The 24,382-nt window shown below is 43.6% G+C and carries 19 protein-coding genes and 1 riboswitch; of the genes, 12 read left to right on the top strand and 7 right to left on the bottom strand.

The genetic code is table 11. The annotated features are described in order from the left end of the window. Positions 1 to 50: 50 nt before the first annotated feature. The gene (locus tag M4S28_RS12010; RefSeq protein ID WP_249631874.1) at positions 51 to 506 is read left to right on the top strand and encodes an outer membrane lipoprotein; all 456 of its coding nucleotides are present in this window, start codon (positions 51 to 53) and stop codon (positions 504 to 506) included. Between the two features lie 162 nt (positions 507 to 668). Next, entirely contained in the window at positions 669 to 1,949 is a 1,281-nt protein-coding gene (gene aroA / locus M4S28_RS12005) for a 3-phosphoshikimate 1-carboxyvinyltransferase (protein WP_017078162.1), read from the top strand. A 62-nt stretch (positions 1,950 to 2,011) separates the two neighbouring features. Here aroA and M4S28_RS12000 read toward each other — a convergent pair whose 3' ends face one another. Next, positions 2,012 to 2,257 (bottom strand): YciN family protein, encoded by a 246-nt coding sequence (locus M4S28_RS12000; protein WP_004736440.1) that lies wholly within the window; start codon positions 2,255 to 2,257, stop codon positions 2,012 to 2,014. 439 nt (positions 2,258 to 2,696) lie between these two features. Here M4S28_RS12000 and topA point away from each other — a divergent pair, with 439 nt between their 5' ends. The 4 genes from topA to M4S28_RS11980 all read left to right on the top strand — a co-directional run bounded on the left by topA (position 2,697) and on the right by M4S28_RS11980 (position 9,609). Next, the gene (gene topA / locus M4S28_RS11995; protein WP_004736442.1) at positions 2,697 to 5,327 is read left to right on the top strand and encodes a type I DNA topoisomerase; all 2,631 of its coding nucleotides are present in this window, start codon (positions 2,697 to 2,699) and stop codon (positions 5,325 to 5,327) included. A gap of 537 nt (positions 5,328 to 5,864) precedes the next feature. Then, positions 5,865 to 7,082, top strand: a complete 1,218-nt coding sequence (gene glgC, locus M4S28_RS11990) for a glucose-1-phosphate adenylyltransferase (RefSeq protein ID WP_017078163.1) — start codon at positions 5,865 to 5,867, stop codon at positions 7,080 to 7,082. Next, entirely contained in the window at positions 7,072 to 8,526 is a 1,455-nt protein-coding gene (gene glgA / locus M4S28_RS11985; protein WP_249631873.1) for a glycogen synthase GlgA, read from the top strand. The genes glgC and glgA overlap by 11 nt, the downstream gene beginning before the upstream one ends. A 285-nt stretch (positions 8,527 to 8,811) precedes the next feature. Further along, complete coding sequence (locus M4S28_RS11980; RefSeq protein ID WP_004736445.1) at positions 8,812 to 9,609, top strand: alpha/beta fold hydrolase; 798 nt, start codon at positions 8,812 to 8,814, stop codon at positions 9,607 to 9,609. Between the two features lie 139 nt (positions 9,610 to 9,748). Here the strand turns inward: M4S28_RS11980 and M4S28_RS11975 are convergent, their stop codons facing one another. Continuing rightward, positions 9,749 to 10,066: a putative signal transducing protein gene (locus M4S28_RS11975; protein WP_249631872.1), complete on the bottom strand. Its 318-nt coding sequence runs from the start codon at positions 10,064 to 10,066 to the stop codon at positions 9,749 to 9,751. Positions 10,067 to 10,136: 70 nt separating this feature from the next. Beyond that, on the bottom strand, positions 10,137 to 10,817 hold the full coding sequence (locus tag M4S28_RS11970; protein ID WP_249631871.1) for a TVP38/TMEM64 family protein: 681 nt from the start codon (positions 10,815 to 10,817) through the stop codon (positions 10,137 to 10,139). Positions 10,818 to 11,194: 377 nt separating this feature from the next. On the opposite strand from M4S28_RS11970, the gene M4S28_RS11965 reads away from it, so the two are divergent. Then, complete coding sequence (locus M4S28_RS11965) at positions 11,195 to 11,554, top strand: DUF3316 domain-containing protein (RefSeq protein ID WP_102462437.1); 360 nt, start codon at positions 11,195 to 11,197, stop codon at positions 11,552 to 11,554. Between the two features lie 97 nt (positions 11,555 to 11,651). On the opposite strand, the gene M4S28_RS11960 is transcribed toward M4S28_RS11965, so the two are convergent. The 3 genes from M4S28_RS11960 to torD all read right to left on the bottom strand — a co-directional run bounded on the left by M4S28_RS11960 (position 11,652) and on the right by torD (position 14,594). Further along, positions 11,652 to 12,242 (bottom strand): TfoX/Sxy family DNA transformation protein, encoded by a 591-nt coding sequence (locus M4S28_RS11960; RefSeq protein ID WP_004736448.1) that lies wholly within the window; start codon positions 12,240 to 12,242, stop codon positions 11,652 to 11,654. 127 nt (positions 12,243 to 12,369) lie between these two features. Further along, positions 12,370 to 12,455, bottom strand: a riboswitch (cyclic di-GMP riboswitch). Between the two features lie 170 nt (positions 12,456 to 12,625). Next, positions 12,626 to 13,630, bottom strand: a complete 1,005-nt coding sequence (purR, locus tag M4S28_RS11955; protein WP_017078168.1) for an HTH-type transcriptional repressor PurR — start codon at positions 13,628 to 13,630, stop codon at positions 12,626 to 12,628. Positions 13,631 to 13,946: 316 nt separating this feature from the next. Further along, positions 13,947 to 14,594 carry a molecular chaperone TorD gene (gene torD, locus M4S28_RS11950; RefSeq protein ID WP_004736450.1) on the bottom strand — a complete coding sequence of 216 codons (648 nt, stop codon included), beginning with the start codon at positions 14,592 to 14,594 and terminating at the stop codon, positions 13,947 to 13,949. A 285-nt stretch (positions 14,595 to 14,879) separates the two neighbouring features. On the opposite strand from torD, the gene torR reads away from it, so the two are divergent. Further along, the gene (torR, locus tag M4S28_RS11945) at positions 14,880 to 15,593 is read left to right on the top strand and encodes a two-component system response regulator TorR (protein ID WP_004736453.1); all 714 of its coding nucleotides are present in this window, start codon (positions 14,880 to 14,882) and stop codon (positions 15,591 to 15,593) included. Positions 15,594 to 15,817: 224 nt separating this feature from the next. Here the strand turns inward: torR and elyC are convergent, their stop codons facing one another. After that, positions 15,818 to 16,672, bottom strand: a complete 855-nt coding sequence (gene elyC / locus M4S28_RS11940) for an envelope biogenesis factor ElyC (protein WP_029222038.1) — start codon at positions 16,670 to 16,672, stop codon at positions 15,818 to 15,820. Positions 16,673 to 16,787: 115 nt separating this feature from the next. Here elyC and cmoM point away from each other — a divergent pair, with 115 nt between their 5' ends. The 4 genes from cmoM (at position 16,788) to mukB (ending at position 24,280) form a co-directional block, all read left to right on the top strand. Next, positions 16,788 to 17,573: a tRNA uridine 5-oxyacetic acid(34) methyltransferase CmoM gene (gene cmoM, locus M4S28_RS11935; protein ID WP_017083939.1), complete on the top strand. Its 786-nt coding sequence runs from the start codon at positions 16,788 to 16,790 to the stop codon at positions 17,571 to 17,573. Between the two features lie 125 nt (positions 17,574 to 17,698). Then, complete coding sequence (gene mukF / locus M4S28_RS11930; RefSeq protein ID WP_017078171.1) at positions 17,699 to 19,036, top strand: chromosome partition protein MukF; 1,338 nt, start codon at positions 17,699 to 17,701, stop codon at positions 19,034 to 19,036. Continuing rightward, the gene (gene mukE, locus M4S28_RS11925; protein WP_017083937.1) at positions 19,017 to 19,823 is read left to right on the top strand and encodes a chromosome partition protein MukE; all 807 of its coding nucleotides are present in this window, start codon (positions 19,017 to 19,019) and stop codon (positions 19,821 to 19,823) included. Before mukF ends, mukE begins: the two co-directional genes overlap by 20 nt. Continuing rightward, positions 19,820 to 24,280, top strand: a complete 4,461-nt coding sequence (mukB, locus tag M4S28_RS11920; protein WP_249631870.1) for a chromosome partition protein MukB — start codon at positions 19,820 to 19,822, stop codon at positions 24,278 to 24,280. Before mukE ends, mukB begins: the two co-directional genes overlap by 4 nt. Positions 24,281 to 24,382 lie beyond the last annotated feature (102 nt).

Genomic DNA, 24,382 nt, shown 5'->3' with positions numbered 1-24,382 from the left:
TACCGTGTTACAGATTAATCACTGACCAAGAGGTCTTTAGGAGTTTTACCATGAAAAAGTTGCTTTGGATTTTACTTGTTTTGCCCATGTTGGCAAATGCAGCTTACAACAGAAACCAAGCTCGACCAGTCAATGAGGTCGTTTATGGTGAGATTGACACAGTCAGATACATTACCCAACAAGAGATCGTAGAGTCGAAAGCGAATGGTTGGGAAACCTTGTTAGGTGCGGCTATTGGTGGCTTGATAGGTAATCAATTTGGTGGCGGTACCGGCAAAGAAGTCGCAACGACCGTCGGTGCTGTGGCGGGCGCCGGGATTGCTCGCAATCGAGGTAACACACAATACAAAGTGGAATATAAGCTCGTCGAGTTATTGGTCAAAACTAAAGATGACAAGTTGGTTAACATCATTCAAGACGTCGATAACTCGATGTTGTTTAACCGAGGTGATGATGTGCGAATTCTTTATTTTTCAGATGGCGTTCGAGTTGATCTCGTGTACTAGTATGTAAATGTGTTTAGTTGGCTAATTAATCGCCTTTATCGAGGGGATTAGCTCTGGAGTTCATTGGAAAAGTTCGTTAGTCTGCAAGTACGAAGAATTATTCATCACCCGAAAATAAATACGCGCCAGTGACTTCGGGTGGTACAAGGACTATAAGATTTAATGGAAAGCCTTACGTTACAACCAATTCAAAAAGTGAGCGGGGAAGTTAACTTACCTGGCTCAAAAAGTGTTTCCAACCGTGCGCTTCTTTTGGCAGCACTTTCAACGGGAACCACGCGCCTAACAAACTTACTAGACAGTGATGATATTCGCCATATGCTGAATGCTTTGACGCAATTAGGTGTTGATTATCAGCTGTCTGCAGATAAAACCGTCTGTGAAGTGACGGGTGTGGGTGGTGCATTCTCAAGTGACAAAGCCCTAGAGCTTTTCTTAGGCAATGCGGGTACGGCGATGCGCCCGCTGGCTGCTGCACTTTGTTTGGGTCGTGGTGAATATGTTCTGACTGGCGAGCCTCGCATGAAAGAGCGACCAATCGGTCACTTAGTGACTGCACTGCAAGAAGCCGGCGCCGACGTTGAATACCTAGAAAACGAAAATTACCCACCATTGAAGATCACGGGTACTGGCCTTAAAAGCGGTACGGTTTCAATCGATGGTTCTATCTCTAGCCAATTTTTGACGGCATTTTTGATGGCTGCGCCTTTAGCTGAAGGTGAGGTAACAATCAAAATTGAGGGTGAATTGGTTTCTAAACCTTACATCGATATCACGCTACACATTATGAAACAATTTGGTGTGGATGTGATCAACAACGATTACCAAGAGTTCGTAATTCCGACTGGGCAATCTTACTCAGCTCCGGGTGATTTCTTGGTTGAGGGTGATGCATCATCTGCGTCATACTTCCTTGCTGCCGCAGCGATTAAAGGCGGTGAGATTAAAGTAACGGGTATTGGTAAAAACAGTATCCAAGGTGATATCCAATTCGCTGATGCGCTTGAAAAAATGGGTGCTGAAATTGAATGGGGTGACGACTACGTTATCTCTCGTTGTGGTGAGCTGAAAGGCATTGATATGGACTATAACCATATCCCAGATGCAGCGATGACTATCGCAACGACAGCTTTGTTTGCTAAAGGTACAACGGCAATCCGTAATGTTTACAACTGGCGTGTGAAAGAGACCGACCGCTTAGCGGCGATGGCGACAGAGCTTCGTAAAGTTGGCGCAGAGGTTGAAGAGGGTGAAGATTACATCATCGTTAACCCTGTTGCTCAACTGACACATGCGGCGATCGATACCTATGATGATCACCGTATGGCGATGTGTTTCTCGTTGGTGGCGTTGAGTGATACACCTGTGACAATTAATGATCCAGGTTGTACTTCAAAGACTTTCCCTGACTACTTCGACAAGCTGAAAATGCTGAGCCAATAAAAATGCTAAGCATATAACGGTCCAGGAAGTAAAAAAGCTTGCCTAAATGGCAAGCTTTTTCGTTATTGCTGAAGCGTAAATTCTTTTGAAAGATGGTGCGCTAAGTATTTAAACATGTTAAATACTGCGGTTGTATTCTCTGTCGGCATTCCATTGCTGTCTAAGAAGTATTCACCTTTGAAGATGAGGACATCGTCTTTTTCTACTACGCTGTTTGCGCGCATGCCTTCAATGTAGTCATCATGTGATTGGATAATTTGGTTTGCGATAAGCAGTAAATCAAATTCTGCTATTACTTTCTTTGTCATGAGTTTATCTCTGATAACTGAATATAACGTTGAGTTTATGGTGTCGAACTAGAAATTCAATGATTTCACAACCGATTAAGAGAGTCTTTTCAAACATCCACAATTTATTTTGTGATTTACGGCAAAAATAATTGAATGGGGCTCGCGTTAGATTCGCGGACAAGCTTAGTATGAGCCCGTTTAGACGTAATGCCTGATGAATAGGCTCTTGCAAGTATTCTTAGTGAGTACTTTATAGCTTCTTTATATTGTGCCCCTTTTCTCTATGAGTCGTCGAATTGTCGAGCGATCAGATCCAATTTTGAAAAAAGCGGTTGATCTTCTAGTAATCTCGCACAATAGTAAAAAAAGAAGCAATGAATTTAGAATATCATGCGTAAAAGCCCACAAGCTAAATTGTTGGTGCTGAAGCATCGTGATTAAGGACGTTAGAGTCAATATGGGTAAATCGCTCGTTATAGTGGAGTCGCCAGCCAAGGCTAAAACTATCAATAAATATCTTGGCAAAGACTTTGTCGTTAAGTCGAGTGTAGGTCACGTACGTGATTTACCAACGGCGGGTCAAAGTACTGGTCAAAAGGCTGCTGCAGTTTCAACCAAGGGTATGAGCCCAGAAGATAAAGCTCGTATCAAGAAAGAAAAAGATCGCAAAGCTCTCATTAAAAAGATGGGTATCAACCCATATCAAGAGTGGGAAGCGAACTACCAAATTTTACCTGGTAAAGAAAAAGTCGTTGCTGAATTGCAAAAACTGGCTGAGAACGCAGACCATGTTTATCTCGCAACCGATTTGGACCGCGAAGGAGAAGCTATCGCATGGCACCTTCGTGAGATCATCGGTGGCGATGAAACGCGATACAAGCGAGTGGTGTTTAACGAAATCACTAAAAATGCTATTCAACAAGCTTTTGAAACTCCAGGTGAGCTAAACATTGATGGCGTAAACGCACAACAAGCACGACGTTTTATGGACCGTGTTGTTGGCTTTATGGTGTCACCACTGCTTTGGAAGAAAGTAGCACGAGGCCTATCCGCTGGCCGTGTTCAATCAGTCGCTGTAAAACTACTGGTTGAGCGCGAGCGCGAGATCAACGCTTTTATCCCCGAAGAGTTCTGGGATGTGCATGCTGATACCAAAACAGCAGAGAAAACAGATTTCAGACTGCAAGTCGCTCAGAAAGACGGTGTTGCGTTTAAACCTGATAATGAAGCGCAAACACAAGCTGCAGTTAGCGTTTTAGAAAAAGCTCAATACGAAGTATGTAAACGTGAAGACCGCCCAACTAAGAGTAAGCCGTCTGCACCTTACATCACGTCTACGCTGCAACAAGCGGCGAGTACGCGTCTTGGTTACGGCGTGAAGAAAACCATGATGTTGGCTCAACGTTTGTATGAAGCGGGTTACATCACTTATATGCGTACTGACTCAACCAACTTGAGTTCAGAAGCTGTTGAAGCCGCTCGTGAATACATTGGTTCTGAGTACGGCGAGCAATATCTTCCACCTAAAGCACTTGTATACGGCAGCAAGGAGGGCGCTCAAGAGGCCCACGAAGCGATTCGTCCTTCAAGTGTAGATGTTAAGTCGGAAGACTTAAACGGCGTAGACGCAGACGCACACAAGCTATATTCACTGATTTGGAATCAATTCGTTGCTTGTCAAATGACACCTGCGCAATACGATTCAACGACAGTAAGCGTTAAAGCGGATGAGTACACGCTAAAAGCGAAAGGTCGTATTCTTAAGTTTGACGGTTGGACTCGCGTTCAACGTCCAATGGGCAAAAATGAAGATACTATTCTTCCTGCTGTACAGGTTGGTGAAAAGCTAGACTTAATCGCACTCGACCCTAAACAGCACTTCACTAAGCCACCAGCACGTTTCACTGAAGCTGCGCTGGTTAAAGAGCTTGAGAAGCGCGGTATTGGTCGTCCTTCAACTTACGCATCAATCATCTCGACGATTCAAGATCGCGGTTATGTAAAAGTTGAACAGCGCCGTTTCTATGCTGAGAAGATGGGTGAAATTGTTACTGACCGTCTAGATGGCAGTTTCAATGATCTAATGAACTATGACTTTACTGCTCGTATGGAGCAGAAGTTAGACCAAATTGCAGAAGGCGAAGCAAGCTGGAAAGGCGTGCTAGATAACTTCTTCGAAGACTTTACTGGCGATTTGGAAAAAGCGGATCTAGACGAAGACGCTGGTGGCATGAAGCCAAATCATATCGTAGAAACCGATATTGAGTGTCCAACTTGTAGCCGTAAAATGGGTATTCGTACAGCTTCGACAGGCGTATTCCTAGGTTGTTCTGGTTATGCACTTCCACCAAAAGAGCGTTGTAAGACAACAATCAACCTTGGTGATGAAGAAGGTATTATCAACGTTCTTGAAGAAGACGTTGAAACAGCAGCACTTCGAGCGAAAAAGCGTTGTCCTATTTGTGAAACGGCAATGGATGCTTATCTGATTGATGATAAGCGTAAGATGCACGTGTGTGGTAACAACCCTAACTGTGAAGGTTATGTGGTTGAACATGGCGAATTCAAAGTCAAAGGCTACGATGGTCCACTTGTTGAGTGTGACAAATGTGGTTCTGACATGGTTCTGAAGAACGGTCGTTTCGGTAAATACATGGACTGTACGAGTGAAGATTGTAAGAACACTCGTAAGATTCTGAGAAATGGCGAAGTAGCGCCACCTAAAGAAGATCCAGTGCATTTTCCTGAACTTCCATGTGAAAACTCAGATGCGTACTTCGTACTTCGTGACGGTGCTTCGGGTCTATTTATGGCAGCGAGCAACTTTCCTAAATCACGTGAAACACGTGCGCCATTAGTGGAAGAGCTGGTGCGTTTTAAAGACCGTATTTCACCTAAATTCCAATATCTGACATCAGCACCAGTTGCTGATCCTGATGGCAAGCCGACAGTCGTTCGTTTTAGTCGTAAGACAAAAGAGAACTACGTTCGTACTGAAGCGGATGGTAAACCATCTGGTTGGACTGCTTTGTACATCGATGGTAAGTGGGAAGTTACGGATAAACGTAAAAAGCCTAAAGAGAAGTAACTGAACGTTATTTGAAGAAAAAACAGCCATTAGGCTGTTTTTTTTTGACCAAAATACGACTAATTATGCAACTGGTTGATTTGATGTGTCGATTGCGAGAATTTATTAAATTCACAGGGCGAAATAAATGGAGGTGATTAATTATATCTTCTTATGCAACTTTAACGAGAATGTAACTTAATTCAAATATTGTAACTCAAAGATCAGTGTTTAGTTGTATACCTGATGTGTGACGGGTGTTAATGTAATGTTTCGCCCGAACGGTGTAGTGTGAGCTGCTTTAAGTCTTAGGAAAGCAATCAGCTTACATAGCACAGAATGGCGTATTAAAAATTGAAATCGACCGAAAAGTCGATAACGTATATAAAACCAAGTGCAAAGAATAGTGCACGCATAACAACGTTTGGCTTAGGATATTGTCACTGTATGTGAATGAATATTCGTTAAGTACCGAAATAAGTGTTAGTGCTCATCCCCCAGAGGAAGACACCTCTACGAGTACTGACATCGACAAGCTATAGATATATGGAGAATAAAATGGCTGGTGTATTGGGAATGATTCTTGCTGGTGGTGAAGGCTCTCGCTTAAGACCTTTGACTGAATCTCGCAGCAAACCCTCGGTTCCTTTCGGTGGTAGTTACCGCTTAATTGATTTCGCTTTGAACAACTTCGTTAATGCTGATCTTATGAAGATCTACGTATTAACACAATTTAAGTCACAATCTCTGTTCCACCACATGAAAAAAGGTTGGAATATCAGTGGCATCACAGATCGTTTTATCGACCCAATTCCTGCGCAAATGCGTAAAGGAAAGCGTTGGTATGAAGGCACAGCAGATGCTATCTACCAAAATATGGGTTTTATGGAGCTGGAAGAACCTGATCAAGTCTGTATTTTTGGTTCTGACCATATCTATAAAATGGACATCAAACAAATGCTTGATTTCCATAAAGAAAAGAAAGCAGCGTTAACCGTTTCTGCACTGCGTATGCCGCTTGCTGAAGCATCAGAGTTCGGTGTTATCGAGGTGGATGCTGAAGGCCGTATGATTGGCTTTGAAGAGAAACCTGCAAACCCTAAGTCGATTCCGGGAGACCCAGAGTCAGCGCTCGTTTCAATGGGCAACTACGTATTCGAAGCGAAAGAACTTTTTGCTGAACTAACGGAAGATGCAGATAAACCTGAATCTTCACATGACTTCGGGAAAGACATTATTCCAAACATGTTCCCACGCGGTGATGTGTTTGTTTATGATTTCAGCACCAACCGTATTACTGGTGAGAAAGAAGAAGTTTACTGGCGCGATGTAGGTACGATTGATGCGTACTGGCAAGCACATATGGACCTTCTTAAGAAAGATGCACCATTCTCGCTATACAACCGTAAATGGCCTCTACACACTTACTATCCGCCACTACCACCAGCGACGTTTACTGACTCGGCTAATGGTCGAATTCAGATCATTGATAGCCTTGTGTGTAGCGGTAGTTACGTACGTGGTTCGCGTATTGAAAAGAGTGTATTAGGCTTCCGCAGTAATATCGCATCAGCGTGTGATATTAGTGAGAGTATTTTATTAGGTGATGTGAAGGTGGGCGAGGGTTGTATACTTCGTCGCGTTATCATTGATAAAGATGCAGACATCGCACCGGGCACTCAAATTGGTGTAAACCTGACAGAAGACAAAAAGCATTACCACGTATCTGACGATGGTGTAGTTGTAATTTCTAAAGGAGCGCGAGTTGGTTACTAAAACTCTCTCGGTACTTTTTGTAGCGTCTGAAGTTGAAGGCTTGATTAAAAGTGGTGGCTTGGCTGATGTAGCCAAGGCACTGCCGAAAGCGTTACAAACACTCGAACAGGACGTTCGAGTGACTATCCCCGCGTATAGAAACATTCCAAACATTGATGCAGCCGAAGTCATTTTATCGACCGAGCTCGATCATTGGCCTCATACCGCTTACCAAGTCAAAAGACTGAGTGTAGAAGGTGTTCAAGTTTTTGGTATCGAATGTGCCAAATATTTCGACCGTCCAGAAATGTACGCAGAAAATAATCAAGCTTACGCAGATAACGGAGAGCGTTTCTCGTTCTTCAGTGCAGCCTGCCTTGATATGCTTCCTAAGCTTGCCTTCCAACCTGATATCATTCATGCAAATGACTGGCATACAGGCTTTGTTCCTTTTTTGCTTAAGTCACGTTATCAACAACATGATTTCTTTGAAAATACGCGCAGTGTTATCTCAATTCACAACGCAGTTTTCAAAGGTGTGTTCGCATACGATGAACTGCAATTTCTACCAGAAATGCATAGCTACAATGTGCCTGAAGCTTCAGTGAGTGACACGCATGTCACAATGCTGAGAGCCGGCGTCATGTGTGCTGATAAGGTGAACGCAGTCAGTCCAACGTATGCCGAGGAGCTGAAAACGGAATTAGGCAGTCACGGTATGGCAGCAGAATTCCAGTACAGATCCGCGGATCTTTTTGGCATTTTGAATGGTTGTGATTACGGAGCTTGGAACCCGGAAACGGACGCTTTCCTTCCTCGTAAATTCAAAGCGACAAAACACAGCATGGTTCGTGGGAAGTCAGCTTGTAAGCAAAAATTGCAACAAGATGTTGGCCTCCCCGTCACCGATTGTGCGGTTTATGGCATGGTTTGTCGTTTGACTAATCAGAAAGGTGTTCATTACTTACTGCCTATCATCGAACAGTTTTTGAAAAACGATCTTCAGATCGTGATTGTCGGTACTGGTGATCCAGTTTTAGCGAGTCAGCTGAAAGAGCTGTCGGCACTTCACTCAGATAAGTTCTCGTTTGTAGAAGCGTATAATAATGAGCTTGCGCACTTAGTTGAAGCGGGTTCTGATTTCTTCTTGATGCCTTCGGAGTTCGAACCTTGTGGCTTAAACCAAATCTACAGCATGGCTTACGGTACGTTACCGATTGTTCGCTCTGTGGGCGGTTTAAAAGACAGTGTGAATGATTACGATCAGGATCCCGAGATAGCGACCGGCTTTGCTTTTGAAGAGCCAACACCGCAAGCGTTACTGGCAGTATTGCATCGTTCATTACTACTTTATGCACAAAATCCCGCTGAAATTAAACGTGTTCAACTTTACGCGATGCAACAAGATTTTAGTTGGGAAGATGCGGCAAAAGAATATCTTACGATGTACCATTCTGCATTTTAACGTGCTGAATTAGCTGTAAAATAAGCTGATGTATAACAACTGAACTTAATAGTAGAAGGCGCTCTGATAGTAGAGTGCCTTTTTGTTTTCTGGTCAGATCACATCACGTTTAGGAAGAGAAAACTTGCAAACTCATTTTAGTCAGGTAGAAAAGGTGGGGTAGGTATTCACATGACTAATGTTAGGTTTGACACTATTATCACTTAAATTTCTTGATTGCGTGATATCCTTAGCCATCGCCTTGTGATGAGGCAGAGCTCCATTCCAATAATTAAAGCGATAGGTATGTCTGAGAGTTTACTATTTCATAAAACATTTACTCACCCTACGAGCGATGAGTGGGTTGTATTTGTGCATGGCGCAGGAGGCAGTTCCTCCATTTGGTTTAAGCAGATCAAAGCGTATAAACAGCACTTCAACTTGCTTCTCATTGATTTGAGAGGGCATGGTAAATCAGACAACATCCTCAAAGAGCTGATTTCGAATCGTTATACGTTCAAAGCGGTAACGCTCGATATTCTTAAGGTGTTAGACCATCTGAAAATCCGTTCTGCACACTTTGTAGGCATGTCTTTGGGCACGATTATTGTCCGTAATGTCGCAGAGCTAGCGGCTGGCCGAGTACGTTCAATGGTGCTAGGTGGTGCCGTGACCAAACTCAACACTCGCTCTCAAGTCTTAATCAAGTTGGGTAACTTGAGTAAGCACATCATTCCTTATATGTGGTTATACAGCCTTTTTGCTTACGTTGTGATGCCACAAAAAAGCCAAAAAGAATCACGTCACCTGTTTATCCGCGAAGCCAAAAAGCTGTGCCAAAAAGAGTTTAAACGCTGGTTTATCCTTACGGCTGATGTGAACCCATTGATGAAGTACTTCAAAGACCGAGAATTGCCGATTCCAACTTTGTATTTGATGGGCGAGCGCGACTACATGTTCATCAAGCCAGTAAAAGAAATGGTAGAAGCGCATAAGTCGAGTGAGTTGGTAGAAATTGCCAATTGTGGGCATGTGTGTAACGTAGAAAACCCTGAAGAATTCAATCAACGATCTATCGCTTTTATACAAAAGCAAATTCAGTGATTCTTTAGCAGAACAGATGCTCGAATAGAATTGAAATAAAAACGGGAAGCTAATTTTAGCTTCCCGTTTTTATTTGGAGGAGGTATCTGACCGAGTTGTTATATAAGGCCGTTGGAGCCACTTTACCTTTCAAAATCTGCTATACAGGTGAAGCAGCACCGCACTGCCAACAAGAACCGAATTGTGCTTCGTTGACTTCATGACATTCTCCGCAACGCCACTCTTCATAAATGATCGAATCTTGCTGTTTCTGGTAGTCATTAACAACTGCCCGGGCTTTGCTCGCCAATTCTGGCTCATATAACCATACGTAAGGGTCAGTTTCTTCGGTAAATGGGATTTCCCCTTTCAAACCGAATAACCCTTCACCACGAACTTCACACGCAATATTCACACTTTCTAGCAATCCACAGATGATGTGGGCTTCTGTCGGATTCGATGCACTGAAGATTTTCATTGAGATAGAACCTTATCTGGCTATATGCGTTATTTAGCTATTATAAGTATACGTTATTCAGTGATAGACGTTATTCAGCCACAGGTGCTGAGCGAAATTTATTCATCAACCATTTTGCAATGATTGGGAATACACCCAGTAAGGCAAATGACAAAAGTACTGAAGGGGACACGATACCCGAAAGTGAATCAATTTCCGCGAGTTGAGTACCAGCATTCAAGAAAACAGCGGTACCCGGTAACATCCCTATTTGACTCGTAATGTAGTAACGACTCACGGACATCGGTGTTAGACCCATCAACAGATTGATAAGAAAAAATGGGAATACAGGAATCAGACGCAGAGAAAACAAGTAAAATGCTCCGTCTTTTTCAACGCCCTTGTTAATCGTTGCTAATTTGTCACCAAATTTGGTTTGGATCCAGTCACGTAAAAGGTAGCGGCTACTTAGAAATGCGAGGGTTGCACCAATGGCACTGGCGAAAGAGACCAGCAGCAAACTATTCCAGAAACCAAATAGCGCAGCCCCTAACAGGGTCACAACAGCAGCACCAGGAATTGAGAAAGCAGTAATCATTAAATACGCGACAAAATAGATAGCAGCGGCAGCAATGAAGTTGCTATCAATGTAGTCAGTTAAAACGGCTTGTTGGGCCTTGGCATTTTCAAGCGTTAAGTATTGGCCGAAATTGACGCCTAACAAGACGATGGTTACGACCAACACAATACCCAATATCATTTTCTTACTCATTGATACTTCCTCTAAATTTTCAATGTATACCATTAGTATAGATAGACAGGCAAAGCATAGATTAACTTTCACCAGATAATAAAAAACTATCTATTCTAGGCGATGAATCGGGGTTGAACAGCTAGCCTAATTGCTTAGCCCTATGTTAGCGACAAGTATTGGCAGAATAGAAGTGGAAAAATTCTTTGATTAGAAGGTTGTGGCTCTCGGGTAGAGACTTGTTTTGTATAAACTATTTTTATAGTAATAATTTGTACCACGTAAAAAGTAACAAAAATTTGAAAGAGTTTTGGTCTTGGCTCGTTCTATATACGTAACAATCGTGGCATGAAGATTGTTTTAGATAATTATTCAGGCAGACAACTAAGGAGCTAGCTATGAAATTATTATCAATGATTACGGTTATTGCTACAACAGGCCTATTCTCTTTCCAAGCGATGGGTTCGGGCGTCTATCACCGGACAGCTGTTGAGTCTAAAGTCTTTAAAGGCGATGTAGTGGCGAGCCAATCACAGGCTTACGAATCTGGAAAACAAATCTGGATGGATATAAATAGTAAGCGCTCATATGAATTGAGCAGAATCTTACCTCAAGCCTCAGAAAAAGTAGATGTGCGCTCGTTTGAAATCAAAAACGGTACTATCAAGGTAAAAGAAATAATGAACTCCTCTGGAGAAATCAACTTCATTCCGATGGTTAAAGTGGATTACAAATACTATTACCGTCCATCTTTCTGATCAAAGTGTTCCAGCTATAGATAGGACTAGTTTTTTCGAAATAAAAAAAGCCGCAGTAAATGCGGCTTAGTTATGTATATAGATTGCACTGACAATGTTAATTGACGCGATTGATAAGCTCTTCACGACGCTGCTGCGGTATAACAGACCAATGTGTGCCATTGATCGCGCCTTCTAACGCCCAAAGTAGTTCAATACTGACGGAAGACGCATGTGATTCTTTGATGGCGTTAAATGCGTTTACAGAGCCAGATTCATATAAACGTTCTACGGAATCGATCCCTGCTTTTTTCAACATACGCTCAGTGGCGAGTCGAAGGTTGGGCAGATCTTTGAGTCGAGTAGGCTTAGCTGAAGATTGCTCAGCTTTTTCTTCTTTAGCAAAACCCAGAGACGTCGTTGCAAGCTGCAAGATTTTCTCTTGGTCTTGCCACAGGCCTTCAGGTAAAGCGAAATATTTAGTAACGACAGGGAAACCACGTTTTTTGTAGACGTACGGTTGAAACCCTTGTTGTTCGAACTGTTTCGTTGTGCATTTGTCTGCTCGTATGTGCAACTGGTCATTTACAACCAGAGCAAACATAGTGTCATCAGCAAAAAGACCGAAGCCACCAAACATCGAGCGTGATTTTATTTTTCCTAGGGATTCAAATAATTTCATTGAATCCTTTAGTATCGGTTTATCCATGTTATTTATCTCGGTGTATTTGAACTACGCCACCAAATAAGCAGGTCCGAGAGATTAGCAAAATGTTGCAATTAAATTGTCAATTAGCCGTAAATTACTAAATTATTAGTAGTTACTGCATTTTGCCATCGGTAACCCCGCTACCATACCAACGAGTGGTTTAGGCCGGAAGCTTTGCGTCTCACTCTTTCAAGTGATTTTCCCTGTGCGTGACTGATTGAATAGAATAAAGTTTTTGTTGAATGAGGCTCACACTTGTTATTTCAAAATGTGATATTGCTTCAATTAATGATCTTTCCAGTATGATACCAGGTTCATTCATGTTGTTGATAAAAAAAGCGCACCTAAAGGTGCGCTTAATTATATTAAACTGAATTTATCAATTAATTTAACGTTTTAACTGTGCTTCGCTCAACAATTTCAGGATGCATTTCGAACACACGCTTTTCATGGTCTTTATCTTTAATGCGTTCTAACAAAATTTCGAAAGCGTTCTTACCAACACGACGTTTGGGTTGGTGAACCGTTGTTAACGGCGGAGAGAAGTATTCAGCCAACTCGATGTTGTCATAGCCGATCACTGAAATATCTTCAGGGATACGAATTCCTTTCTCTTGCAGTCTGCTCATTAGGCCGAGTGCCATCGTGTCGTTAAAACAGAATACGGCCGTTGGGCGATCTACCATCTTAATGATTTTCTCTGCCGCAAGAACCGCCGTATCACACTCGAAGTTACCTTCAATGATCATGTTATCATCAGCAGCAATCTTAGCTTCGTTGAGTGCGCGTTTGTAACCCGCGATGCGTTCAACACATGCCGCTTTGTCTAAGTGGCCACTTAAACAAGCAATCTTGGAGTGACCGTGATCAATGAGGTATTTGGTCGCTAGGTAACCACCTTCCTCAGAGTTGTCGATGATCTTATCTGCTTGAGAACTCTCAGGGCCCCAATCCATAATCACTTTAGGGATGTCAGCGTGACGGTCTAACATGCCTCTCAGTTCTTCAGTTAGGTCAGAACACATAACTAAGATGCCATCTACACGTTTCTCTGCAAGCATTCGAATGTAGTCACGTTGCTTCTCATAGATACCGCCCGTATTACACAGGATCAAAGTGTAACCTTGACGGTAGCAGTAGCTTTCAACACCATCGATAACTTCAGAGAAGAATAGGTTAGTTGATTGAGTAACTAGCATGCCGATAGTGCGGGTTGTATTGCACTTCAAACTACGAGCAACGGCACTTGGTGCATAGTTCAGTTCGTCTACGGCTTTATTTACTTTTTCTTGCGTCGCTTCTGCAACAAAGCGAGTTTTGTTAATTACGTGAGAAACGGTTGTTGTTGATACGCCTGCTAAGCGAGCGACATCTTTTATAGTGGCCATGGTTTTATCCTATTAGAAGCTACTTTCCCAAAGTACGGAATGAAGTAGCCGTTAAGCTACCTAACTAAGAGCTTAAATTTGTAGGGCTCTTTGGGTACTAAAGTGCTAAAAAACAAAAAACCGCTATTGAGCGGCTTGTCTTAACACCGAAATGCTCAAAACTATAATAAGCATAGCATTTCGTGAATGTTTCATATTTTATCGTTTGCGGTCACAATTTTAGACTGACTAGAAATTACTCGCAATAAAATTCACCCGGAAATCCGGGTGAATTGTCACATTCTTCTGAATTTATTTAACGAGTCATCCAATAAGCTTATTCACCAGCGAGGTATTGGGTGTCCAATTTGCAGAATGCAAGTAGCAGAGATGAGACTGATGCGTAGAAACCGAATTCGTCAACGTCATGACATTTAACGTTGAACTTTGGTACCCAAGTAAGAAGTTGTTGCTCGATAAATTGCTGTTGAACAATGAACGATTTTTCTAGCTCTTCTTCAAGTTCCGTTTCATTAGAACGGATGATCAAATTGCCAAGGAAGTCGAGTTCGATAGCGATATGGTCAGCTGGTTCTTTTAGGTCTTGGTTCACCACTAAGTTGTGCTTAGCCATGATCTCTTCCATATCTTTTGCTGGCTTATCATTCAAAAGGCCAGTCTCACCGATATACATAGAAGCGTAAGGAAGTGCGCCATGCTTATCTGTTTTTAAGAATAAGTCACAGAAGTCTGCAGACAATTCTAGTTGAGCATCTTCACGCGTTTGTAGGCGGTTTAGCGCATCCACTAGGCTATCGATCGCCGGCTTTAGTGTTTCATTTTCGCCTAAACCAGTTAGGAAAGAACGAATTTCAACAGAGTGGTAGTGATCGAGTTCTTCTTGAGTGATCTCTTTAGCGAATAAGCTTGATAGCCACCAGTATATTTCTGCTCTTTGCTCGTTGAACGCTTTCGTATCTTTCATTTCTTAGATCCTGATTTAGTCTTGTGGTGTTACTTATATGCATCTTGAAGTCACTAGTGCATAAGCACACCAAGGCTGAATAACAAGGTTATTTGCGAAACGCAAAGTTACTCGTTAGTAGTAATGCCTATATTGAATTGCGATGGACGATAAATAGCAAGGTTTAAGATTGTCTTGTATCAAAAAAGATCCATGTTTCTGGCTTTTATCTTGTGTACCACTAGAATTGTTACGAGTTATGAATAGAATAGTCACTGAAACTATTAAATAAGAAAAGTGGTGTAGATGAGCTATCACGTATTAGTCGTAGAAGATGATGTGGTAACCCGCAGTAAATTGGTCGGATACTTCCAGAACGAAGGTTACACAGTAAGCGAAGCAGAAAGCGGCGCTCAAATGAGAAACGTGTTAGAAGAAAACAATGTTGACCTCATTATGCTGGACATCAACTTACCAGGCGAAGATGGATTGATGCTAACTCGCGAATTACGCAGTCAATCAGACATTGGAATTATTTTAGTTACTGGACGCACGGATAGCATCGACAAAATCGTTGGCCTTGAAATGGGCGCTGACGATTACGTTACTAAACCCTTCGAACTTCGCGAGTTATTGGTTCGAGTTAAAAACCTACTTTGGCGCATTTCTGCCGCTCGTAAAACAGCAGCAGGTAAGGTTGAAGAGACTGAAGACGAATCTGTGGTTCGTTTTGGTGAGTGGACGTTTGATATCCCTCGTCGTGCGCTAAGCAAAAACGGCGAACCGGTAAAACTGACTAAAGCTGAATATGAACTGTTGGTTGCGCTCTCTTCTTATCCTAACCAGGTATTAAGTCGTGAACGTATTCTGAATATGATCAGTCACCGAGTGGATGCTCCAAACGATCGAACTATCGATGTGTTAATCCGTCGTATGCGTGCGAAGATGGAGTTTGACCCTAAGAATCCACAAATTTTTGTAACGGTTCACGGTGAAGGTTACATGTTCGCTGGTGATTGATTTCCTTCGGGATGACCAGTCAACAACGATATTTAAACGTAAAAAGCCGAGACATCATTGATGTCTCGGCTTTTTTATTGCTTAGCTTTTATTGTTTACGAACTGGAAACCTGCAAATTACTTGGTTAATCAGTTTTGCCTATCTGGCGAATCTACAGATAAGACTAAGTCTACAGGTAAGATTATGTCTACTGATAAAATTCAGTTCACTGATTCGGTTGAGTTTATTGAGGCTGCGCCGCAGAAATACCACCGTCATCTTCAACTAAGCGAGATGTTTCAGGAACAACAATGGGTTCTTCAACGGTGTCATTGCTTGTATCAAGCCAATCACGCAGGCTTTGCCACATCAACCCCATTGTTTCGTGCCAGTAACGCTCAGTTTGCTCAAGGTAAAGAGCTTTAGGCATGTACTTATTCCAAGGTTCAACAATCCCTTCTTGTGCAAGGTAATTGGTTGGGGCTGGTAATGGCTTCATGCCAGCTGCATGGAATTCATTCAATGCGCGAGTCATATGGCTAGCGGAAGTTACCAGTACCATTCTTTTATTTTTAACGAACGCAGCGGCTTGTCGGGCTTCTTCCCATGTGTCTTTTGCTGTTTCAAGCAGAATGATATCGGGCTTTGCGACACCTAGAGCCAACGCAACTTTGGCCATCATTCGAGCGTTGCTCACTTCAGTGCCTGCGCCATAGCCAGACAAAATGAGTTTTGCACCAGGGTAAAGGCGTAGAATACGAATCCCTTCACTTAAACGCATTAGACCGGTGCGACTAAGCTCTGATGTTGGTGGGATTTGGTCGTCTACGACGTGACCACTTCCGAGAACCATCACGTAATCGACGGTTTCATCGACAGGTAAAAAAGCGGTGTGTTGCCTTTCCATTGGCATTAAAAGTTGACTAGAAACTGGCTGGAAAGCGATTAGGAAAATACCACATAGGGCTGAAAGGGTGATTAGGCAACCCGTCTTCCTTTTGGTAGTAAACATCACTAGGGCTAAACCCAGAAAAGCGAGAATTAACATTGCTGGCAGTGGCATCAGTAACGAAGACACTACTTTTTTCAGCTCAAACATATCCGAATAGTCCGAAAAAACATCACTTAGTAGTAAAAAGAGACATCGCCTCTTTATTCCTGAAATTCCTGTGACAGAATAGCAGGCACGATAGGACATAATAACTCAAGTAGCCGTGACTGAAGACCGTAATTTCGACGATATTGCCCACAAATTTGCAAAAAATATTTACGGCTCTGACAAAGGAGAGATCCGTCAGATCATCGTATGGGAAGATTTAGAACAAGCTTTGAGCAAATTTGAGCAATCAGCTTCGCCGCTGCATGTGCTTGATGCTGGAGGCGGCCTTGCGCAGATGTCGCAAAAAATTGCGTCGCTTGGGCATAACGTTTCTCTTTGTGACCTCTCTTCTGAAATGCTGAAGCTAGCAGAAGAAAGTATCAGCGAGGCGGGTTTGTTAGATCAGTATCGATTCATCCATTCTCCGGTACAAAAAGTCGCAGAACATCTCGATGAAAAAGTCGATTTTGTGATGTTTCATGCGGTAATGGAATGGTTAGCCGATCCTAAAGAGGCGCTTGATTTATTGTTGGAGCAAGTAAAACCCGGTGGCGTTGCTTCGATAATGTTTTACAACCACCACGGATTAGTCCTGAAAAATGTGATTTGTGGCAACATTCCTCATGTATTGAATGGGATGCCACATCGAAAACGGTTTAAGCTGCAACCACAAAAAGGCTTGAAGCCAGAAGAGGTTTACCAATGGATAGAAGACGCCGGTCTAGAAATATGTGGTAAATCAGGCATTCGTTCTTTCAGTGACTACATAGGTAATATGGAGTACATGGGCGATTACCAATTTGAAGATGTATTGGAACTAGAAAAACAGCTATGCCGCCAAGAGCCATATCTGTCACTAGGCCGTTATATTCACGTTTGGGCTCAAAAACCTGCGCAATAGCAGCGGTGAATGTGGTAAAAGAAGCCACAACATGCGCTATGCAATCGTAACAAGCCCGCGTCATAAAGAAATAGGCGTCATATCTAATACGTTCGATATGACGAAGAACAGTAACAGGAACCACAATGAGTGAAATGACTCAAACTGCCGAAGAGCAGCCAATTGATGAGTTGGTGGGCTGGGTCAAGCAGCATGATTTTTCATTAAACTTGCCACCAGAGCGCTTAGCATTTTTGATTGCTATCGCAGTACTAAGCAATGAAAGGTTCGATGAAGAGTTGGGCGAAGGTGAACTGCACGATGCATTTACCATTGTCACTCGACTGTTTGAAGATACTGGCGAAGCGTCTGCGTTTCGTGCCAACAATGCCATCAATGAGCTAGTTAAACAGAAGTTGATCAGCCGCTTTACCAGTGAAATCACCGATGGTGCGAGCATCTACCGCTTATCACCGTTGGCCGTTGGTATCTCTGATTATTACTTACGTCACCGTCAGTTCTCTAAATTAAAACTGTCTATTCAGCTTTCTATGGTTGCCGATGAGATGGCAAAAGCCATTGAAGCTGCGCAGAAGGGCGGAACTCCGGGGCATTGGAAAAAGAACGTTTACGGCGTGCTCAAATATTCAGTTGGTGAAATTTTCGATCAGATTGATCTTAACCAACGTGTTATGGATGAGCAGCAACAAACCGTTAAGCAGCAAATTGCCGACCTTTTAAATAAGGACTGGCGAGAAGCGATTAATAACTGTGAAGCTTTGCTATCAGAAACTTCTGCGACGCTAAAAGAATTGCAAGATACCTTGCAAGCGGCGGGTGATGAACTGCAAACACAGATCCTCGATATTCAAGAAATTGTTTACGGTGACGATGAACTCGAGTTCGTTGGCGAAACCCTGTTCGGTTTGCAAATGAAGCTTGACCGAATCACCAGTTGGGGTCAGCAAGCAATCGACTTGTGGATCGGCTACGACCGCCACGTTCACAAATTTATCCGTACCGCGATCGATATGGATAAAAACCGTGCCTTTAGCCAGCGGTTGCGTCAGTCAGTCACAGACTACTTTGATGCGCCTTGGTTATTGACTTACGCCGATGCTGAGAAGCTGACCGATCTTCGTGATGAAGCGCTCGTGCTTCGTGATGATGAAGTGATGGGACAAGCGCCAATCGACGTTGAGTACGAAGAATTTGAGCAAGTGAATGATCTGCTTTCAGAACGAATTGCAGAAATGTTAAAAGCTCACAAACAGCAAGGCGCGCCAATTGACCTTGGCCTTGTGTTACGCGATTACCTCGCAGCACACCCTCGCACACACCATTTTGATTTAGCCAGAATTGTTGTCGACCAAGCCGTGCGCTTAGGTTACTCAGAGTCTGACTATCAGGCTATTCAGCCGGATTGGCAGGCAATCAACGATTTCGGTGCAAAGGTACAAGCAAATGTCATTAACAAGTACTGATGATTACATGCCAGAGAAACTGGTAAAAGCGATAGCGAACCCGTTGTTCCCTGCGCTAGATAGCATGCTGCGTTCAGGTAAGCATGTTTCAACAGAAGACCTAGACAACCACGCGTTGCTTTCTGATTTTGAAGTGGAACTTCAGCATTTTTACCAACGCTACAATACGGAACTGGTAAAAGCGCCGGAGGGTTTCTTCTACCTGCGTCCGCGTTCTACGTCTCTGATTGGCCGTAGTGTGTTGTCTGAATTAGACATGCTGGTTGGTAAGGTGTTGTGTTTCTTATACCTAAGCCCAGAACGTCTTGCTCATGAAGGTATCTTCACCAATCAAGAACTGTTTGATGAATTGATGTCGTTAGCGGATGAGAAAAAGCTCATGAAGCTAGCAACGAACCGCGCATCTGGTTCTGACTTAGACAAAGAAAAGCTCTTTGAAAAAGTACGTACTTCTTTGCGTCGTTTACGCCGTATCGGCATGCTGATTGCGATTGGTGAAACCGGCAAGTTCCGTATCAGCGAAGCGGTATTCCGCTTTGGCGCTGACGTTCGTGTTGGCGACGACATGAAAGAAGCGCAATTACGTCTTATCCGTGATGGTGAAGCTGTGGTTCATACCCAAGAACCTAACCAAGGCAGCTTGTTGAATGAAGAACAAGCGGAAGCTGCATCAGAACTAGAACTAGACGTAGATGAAAACGGTCAACAAGACATTTTTAACGATCAAGCCGGCTTTGACCTTGAGTCAAACGATGGCGAACAAACAAAAGTAGAAGGTGAAGCATGATTGAAAGAGGTAAGTATCAATCATTAACCATGATCAACTGGAACGGCTTTTTTGCGCGTACTTTTGATATTGATGGGTTGGTTACAACGCTTTCTGGCGGTAACGGTGCAGGTAAGTCGACCACAATGGCGGCATTCATCACAGCGCTGATCCCTGACCAAAGCCTTCTGCATTTCCGTAACACAACGGAAGCGGGCAGTTCACAGTCATCTCGTGATAAAGGCCTTTACGGTAAGCTTCAGCCGGGCGCATGTTATGCCGCGCTAGATGTTGTGAACTCTCGTAATCAGCGTCTATTGTTCGCAGTAAAACTGCAGCAAGTAGCGGGTCGTGATAAGAAAGTAGACATCAAACCGTTTGTTATCCAAGGCCTCCCAAGCCATGTGAAACCAACCGATGTTTTGATTCAGAACGTTTCAGACAGCCATGCTCGCGTATGCCAGTTGAACGATGTGAAAGCGGCGGTTGCACAACACGAAGGCGCGCACTTTAAAGCCTTTTCTTCGATTGTTGATTACCACTCACAGATGTTTGAATACGGTGTGGTACCGAAGAAACTGCGTAACAGCAGCGACCGTTCTAAGTTCTACCGTCTGATTGAAGCATCGCTTTACGGTGGTATTTCTAGTGCGATTACGCGTTCTCTGCGTGATTACCTTCTACCGCAAAATGGTGGCGTGAAGAAAGCATTCCAAGACATGGAATCAGCACTACGCGAAAACCGCATGACGCTAGAAGCGATCAAAACGACTCAGTCGGATCGTGACTTGTTCAAGCACTTGATCACTGAATCTACGAACTACGTGGCAGCAGATTACATGCGCCATGCCAACGATCGTCGCAACAAGCTTGATCAAACGATGAAGTTCCGTGGTGAACTGTTTGGTTCTCGCGAAACCTTGCTTGATCAAAACAACTTGTTGAACCGCGTTCAAGAAGAGCTTGAGCTGTTGGTCGATCAAGAATCGGCACTAGAGCAAGATTATCAAGCGGCTTCGGATCATCTTCAATTGGTTCAAACTGCACTTCGTCAGCAAGAGAAAATTGCTCGCTACAGTGAAGATCTAGAAGAGCTTAATGAGCGTCTAGAAGAACAGATGATGGTAGTTGAAGAAGCTCAAGAGCGAGTACTTCTTGCTGAAGAGCAGGCAACCATTACTGAAGAAGAAGTGGATAGCCTGAAAACTCAGCTTGCTGACTACCAACAAGCGTTGGATGTTCAGCAGACTCGTGCGCTTCAATACCAACAAGCGGTTCAAGCATTAGAGAAAACTAAGCAGCTACTTGGTGATGAGTCTATTACTGCAGAAAGCGCATTAACTCTGGTTTCTGAGCTAAAAGCACAAGAAGAATCAAGCATTCAAACGTTACTGTCGACTAAGCATAAACTAGACATGTCTTCTGCTGCGTCTGCGCAGTTCGACAAAGCGCTCGCTCTTGTTAAAAGCATCGTTGGTGACGTTGAGCGTAATGAAGCGTCTAACAGTGCTAAGCAAGCTTTAGAAAAAGGCCGTAACGCAAAACACGTTGTTGAAAACGAACAACAGTGGCGTGCTCAGCACCGCGACATGGCTCGTGATGTGGCGCAGCAGCGTCAAGCAAAAGAGCTTGCGACTGAATACCAAAAGCAACACAACATCTCACTAACTGACGAAGCGGTTTTCGATGAAGAACGTGAACGCCATGCAATGCAGATCGAGTCTCTTGAGTACGCTCAAGAAGAGCTGCGTGAAGCGAAGAGTGAGCAACGTCGTGTGCAACAAAACCACGACCAAGAGATTCAAAAACTTGAGTCTATTGCTCCAGCGTGGATCACGGCGAACGATGCACTTGAAGCCCTAAGAGATCAAACAGACGCTGAGCTAGAAGATAGCCAAGCAGTAATGACTCAAATGCAGCAAGTGCTTGAAGACGAAAAATCTCAAGCGGTCGCGAAAGATCAATTAGCGACTCGTCGTGCGCAACTTGAGCAAGAGATTGAACGCTTAGCTTCTCCGGGTGGTTCTAACGATCCTCGTTTGAAAGGTTTAGCGGATACGCTTGGTGGCGTGCTGCTTTCTGAGATCTACGATGACATTACCATTGGTGATGCGCCGTATTTCAGTGCGATGTACGGTCCTGCTCGTCATGCGATTGTGGTCTCTGATCTTGATGGTATTAAAGAGAAGCTGGTGGATCTTGATGATTGTCCAGATGACCTTTACATCCTTGAAGGCGATGTCGATGCATTTGATGACAGCTCATTCAATGCTGATGAGTTAGAGGGCGCGGTGTGTGTTCAGCTGAACGATCGCCAAATGCGTTACTCTCGTTTCCCTGAGATTCCTCTGTTTGGCCGTGCGGCCCGTGAACAACGATTAGAGAAATTGCGTGAAGAGCGTGATGTTGTTGTGGAAAACCACGCGAAAGCGGCGTTTGATGCACAAAAGCTGAATCGCCTATACCAAGCATTCAATAGCTTTGTTGCTAAGCACCTACACGTTGCGTTTAACGATGACCCTGAACAGGCACTAGTGTCTACTCGTGACAAGCGTAACCAGATTGTACGTTCTTTGGCTGAATTAAATTCTAAAGAGCAACAGCAACGTAGTCAGCTACAACAGAGTAAACAAGCGTTGGGTGCGCTAGACAAATTAGCACCAATGGTTCGTATTTTAGAAGACGAAACATTGGCTGAACGCCTAGCTGAATTAGAAGCGCAACTAGAGCGTTTAAGTGAAGCTAAGTCTTACTTGAATACGCACGGCAAATCGCTTACTTCTCTAGAGCAAATCGTATCTGCACTAGACGCAGACCCTGAACAGTTCGAGACACTAGAAGCGCAATATCAACAAGCCGACCAAGCTCTACAAAGCTTGAAAGGCAAAGTGTTTGCTCTGTCTGACTTAATCGAACGTCGTCACTACTTTGCTTACGCGGATTCTGTTGATCTTCTAAACAAGAGCAGCGAACTGAGCGAGCAATTGAAAGCGAAGTTGGTTCAAGCAGAACAAGCAAGAACCAAAGGCCGTGATGGCTTGAAGCAAGCTCGCGAACAGATGAACCAATACAACCAAGTATTGGCAGCACTGAAGAGCTCACATCAAGCGAAGCAAGAAACGGTTCAAGAGTTCAAACAAGAGCTGCAAGAGTTTGGTGTCAATGCTGATGAAGGCGCTGAAGAGCGTGCTGTACGTCGTCGTGACGAACTGCATGAGCGTTTGCATACTTCACGTGGTCGTAAGAGTGAATACGAGCGTACCATTACATCAACTGAACTTGAGATGAAAGCCTTGGCTAAGCGTCTTAAGAAAGTTCAAAAAGAGTACACAGAGCTTCGTACCTTCGTTGTTGCAGCAAAAGCAGGCTGGTGTTCAGTACTTCGTTTAGCGCGTGAGAATGACGTTGAACGTCGTCTACACAAACGTGAACTGGCTTATCTAACGGCAGGCGAGCTTCGCTCTATGTCGGATAAATCACTGGGTGCGCTACGTCTGGCGGTAGCCGACAATGATGACCTGCGTGATTCGCTGCGTCTATCTGAAGACAACGCACATCCAGAGCGTAAAGTTCTGTTCTACATTGCGGTTTACCAACACCTTCGTGAGCGTATTCGCCAAGACATTATTCACACGGATGATCCGGTTGAAGCAATCGAAGAGATGGAAGTTGAGCTAGCTCGACTAACAGAAGAATTGACGCAGCGTGAAAATCGCCTAGCAATCAGCTCTGAGTCTGTAGCAAGCATCATCAAGAAAACGATTCAGCGCGAGCAGAACCGTATTCGAATGCTGAACCAAGGTTTGTCTAACATTTACTTTGGTCAGGTTAAAGGCGTACGTCTGAACGTTAAGATCCGTGAAAGCCACGAGATCTTGCTATCAGGGCTAGCGACTCAACAAGAGCAACACAAAGACTTGTTTGAATCAACGCGCTTTACCTTCTCAGAAGCGATGGCGAAGTTGTTCCAACGAGTGAACCCGCATATCGATATGGGTCAACGTTCTCCGCAAGTTCTGGGTGAAGAGCTACTGGATTACCGTAACTACCTAGAGCTGAGTGTTGAAGTTAACCGTGGTTCAGATGGTTGGTTACAAGCTGAATCGGGCGCACTGTCTACGGGTGAGGCGATCGGTACGGGTCAGTCAATCCTATTGATGGTTATTCAGAGCTGGGAAGAGGAATCTCGTCGACTTCGCAGTAAAGACATCGTTCCATGTCGTTTGTTGTTCCTTGATGAAGCAGCACGTTTGGATTCTAAGTCGATCTCTACGCTGTTTGAACTGTGCGACCGTTTGGGTATGCAACTTCTGATTGCAGCACCTGAAAACATTAGTCCAGAGAAAGGTACAACCTACAAACTGGTTCGTAAGGTCTTCAAAGATCACGAACACGTACACGTTGTTGGCCTACGCGGTTTTGCTCAAAACAAACCAGCATCTCCGGTGCAAGAGCTTATCGAAGAAACTGAGCAATAAGCTTGATAGCTGTGTTATAAGCTCGAAAGCGACTCAATGATATTTGTTCAAAGCCCCTAATCATTAGGGGCTTTTTTGTACCTTGAATTTAATTTCTACAAC

Source organism: Vibrio sp. J383 (assembly GCF_023503985.1).
In the GTDB taxonomy this organism is placed as follows: Bacteria; Pseudomonadota; Gammaproteobacteria; order Enterobacterales; family Vibrionaceae; genus Vibrio; species Vibrio splendidus.
This window is presented reverse-complemented; position numbering and strand designations above follow the sequence as displayed.

Bases quoted from the DNA above. Each gene is read 5' to 3' on its own strand.
- M4S28_RS12010 (WP_249631874.1), top strand. From the start codon at position 51: ATGAAAAAGTTGCTTTGGATTTTACTTGTTTTGCCCATGTTGGCAAAT.
- aroA (WP_017078162.1), top strand. From the start codon at position 669: ATGGAAAGCCTTACGTTACAACCAATTCAAAAAGTGAGCGGGGAAGTT.
- M4S28_RS12000 (WP_004736440.1), bottom strand. From the start codon at position 2,257: ATGACAAAGAAAGTAATAGCAGAATTTGATTTACTGCTTATCGCAAAC.
- topA (WP_004736442.1), top strand. From the start codon at position 2,697: ATGGGTAAATCGCTCGTTATAGTGGAGTCGCCAGCCAAGGCTAAAACT.
- glgC (WP_017078163.1), top strand. From the start codon at position 5,865: ATGGCTGGTGTATTGGGAATGATTCTTGCTGGTGGTGAAGGCTCTCGC.
- M4S28_RS11980 (WP_004736445.1), top strand. From the start codon at position 8,812: ATGTCTGAGAGTTTACTATTTCATAAAACATTTACTCACCCTACGAGC.
- M4S28_RS11975 (WP_249631872.1), bottom strand. From the start codon at position 10,066: ATGAAAATCTTCAGTGCATCGAATCCGACAGAAGCCCACATCATCTGT.
- M4S28_RS11970 (WP_249631871.1), bottom strand. From the start codon at position 10,817: ATGAGTAAGAAAATGATATTGGGTATTGTGTTGGTCGTAACCATCGTC.
- M4S28_RS11965 (WP_102462437.1), top strand. From the start codon at position 11,195: ATGAAATTATTATCAATGATTACGGTTATTGCTACAACAGGCCTATTC.
- M4S28_RS11960 (WP_004736448.1), bottom strand. From the start codon at position 12,242: ATGGATAAACCGATACTAAAGGATTCAATGAAATTATTTGAATCCCTA.
- purR (WP_017078168.1), bottom strand. From the start codon at position 13,630: ATGGCCACTATAAAAGATGTCGCTCGCTTAGCAGGCGTATCAACAACA.
- torD (WP_004736450.1), bottom strand. From the start codon at position 14,594: ATGAAAGATACGAAAGCGTTCAACGAGCAAAGAGCAGAAATATACTGG.
- torR (WP_004736453.1), top strand. From the start codon at position 14,880: ATGAGCTATCACGTATTAGTCGTAGAAGATGATGTGGTAACCCGCAGT.
- elyC (WP_029222038.1), bottom strand. From the start codon at position 16,672: ATGTTTGAGCTGAAAAAAGTAGTGTCTTCGTTACTGATGCCACTGCCA.
- mukF (WP_017078171.1), top strand. From the start codon at position 17,699: ATGAGTGAAATGACTCAAACTGCCGAAGAGCAGCCAATTGATGAGTTG.
- mukE (WP_017083937.1), top strand. From the start codon at position 19,017: ATGTCATTAACAAGTACTGATGATTACATGCCAGAGAAACTGGTAAAA.
- mukB (WP_249631870.1), top strand. From the start codon at position 19,820: ATGATTGAAAGAGGTAAGTATCAATCATTAACCATGATCAACTGGAAC.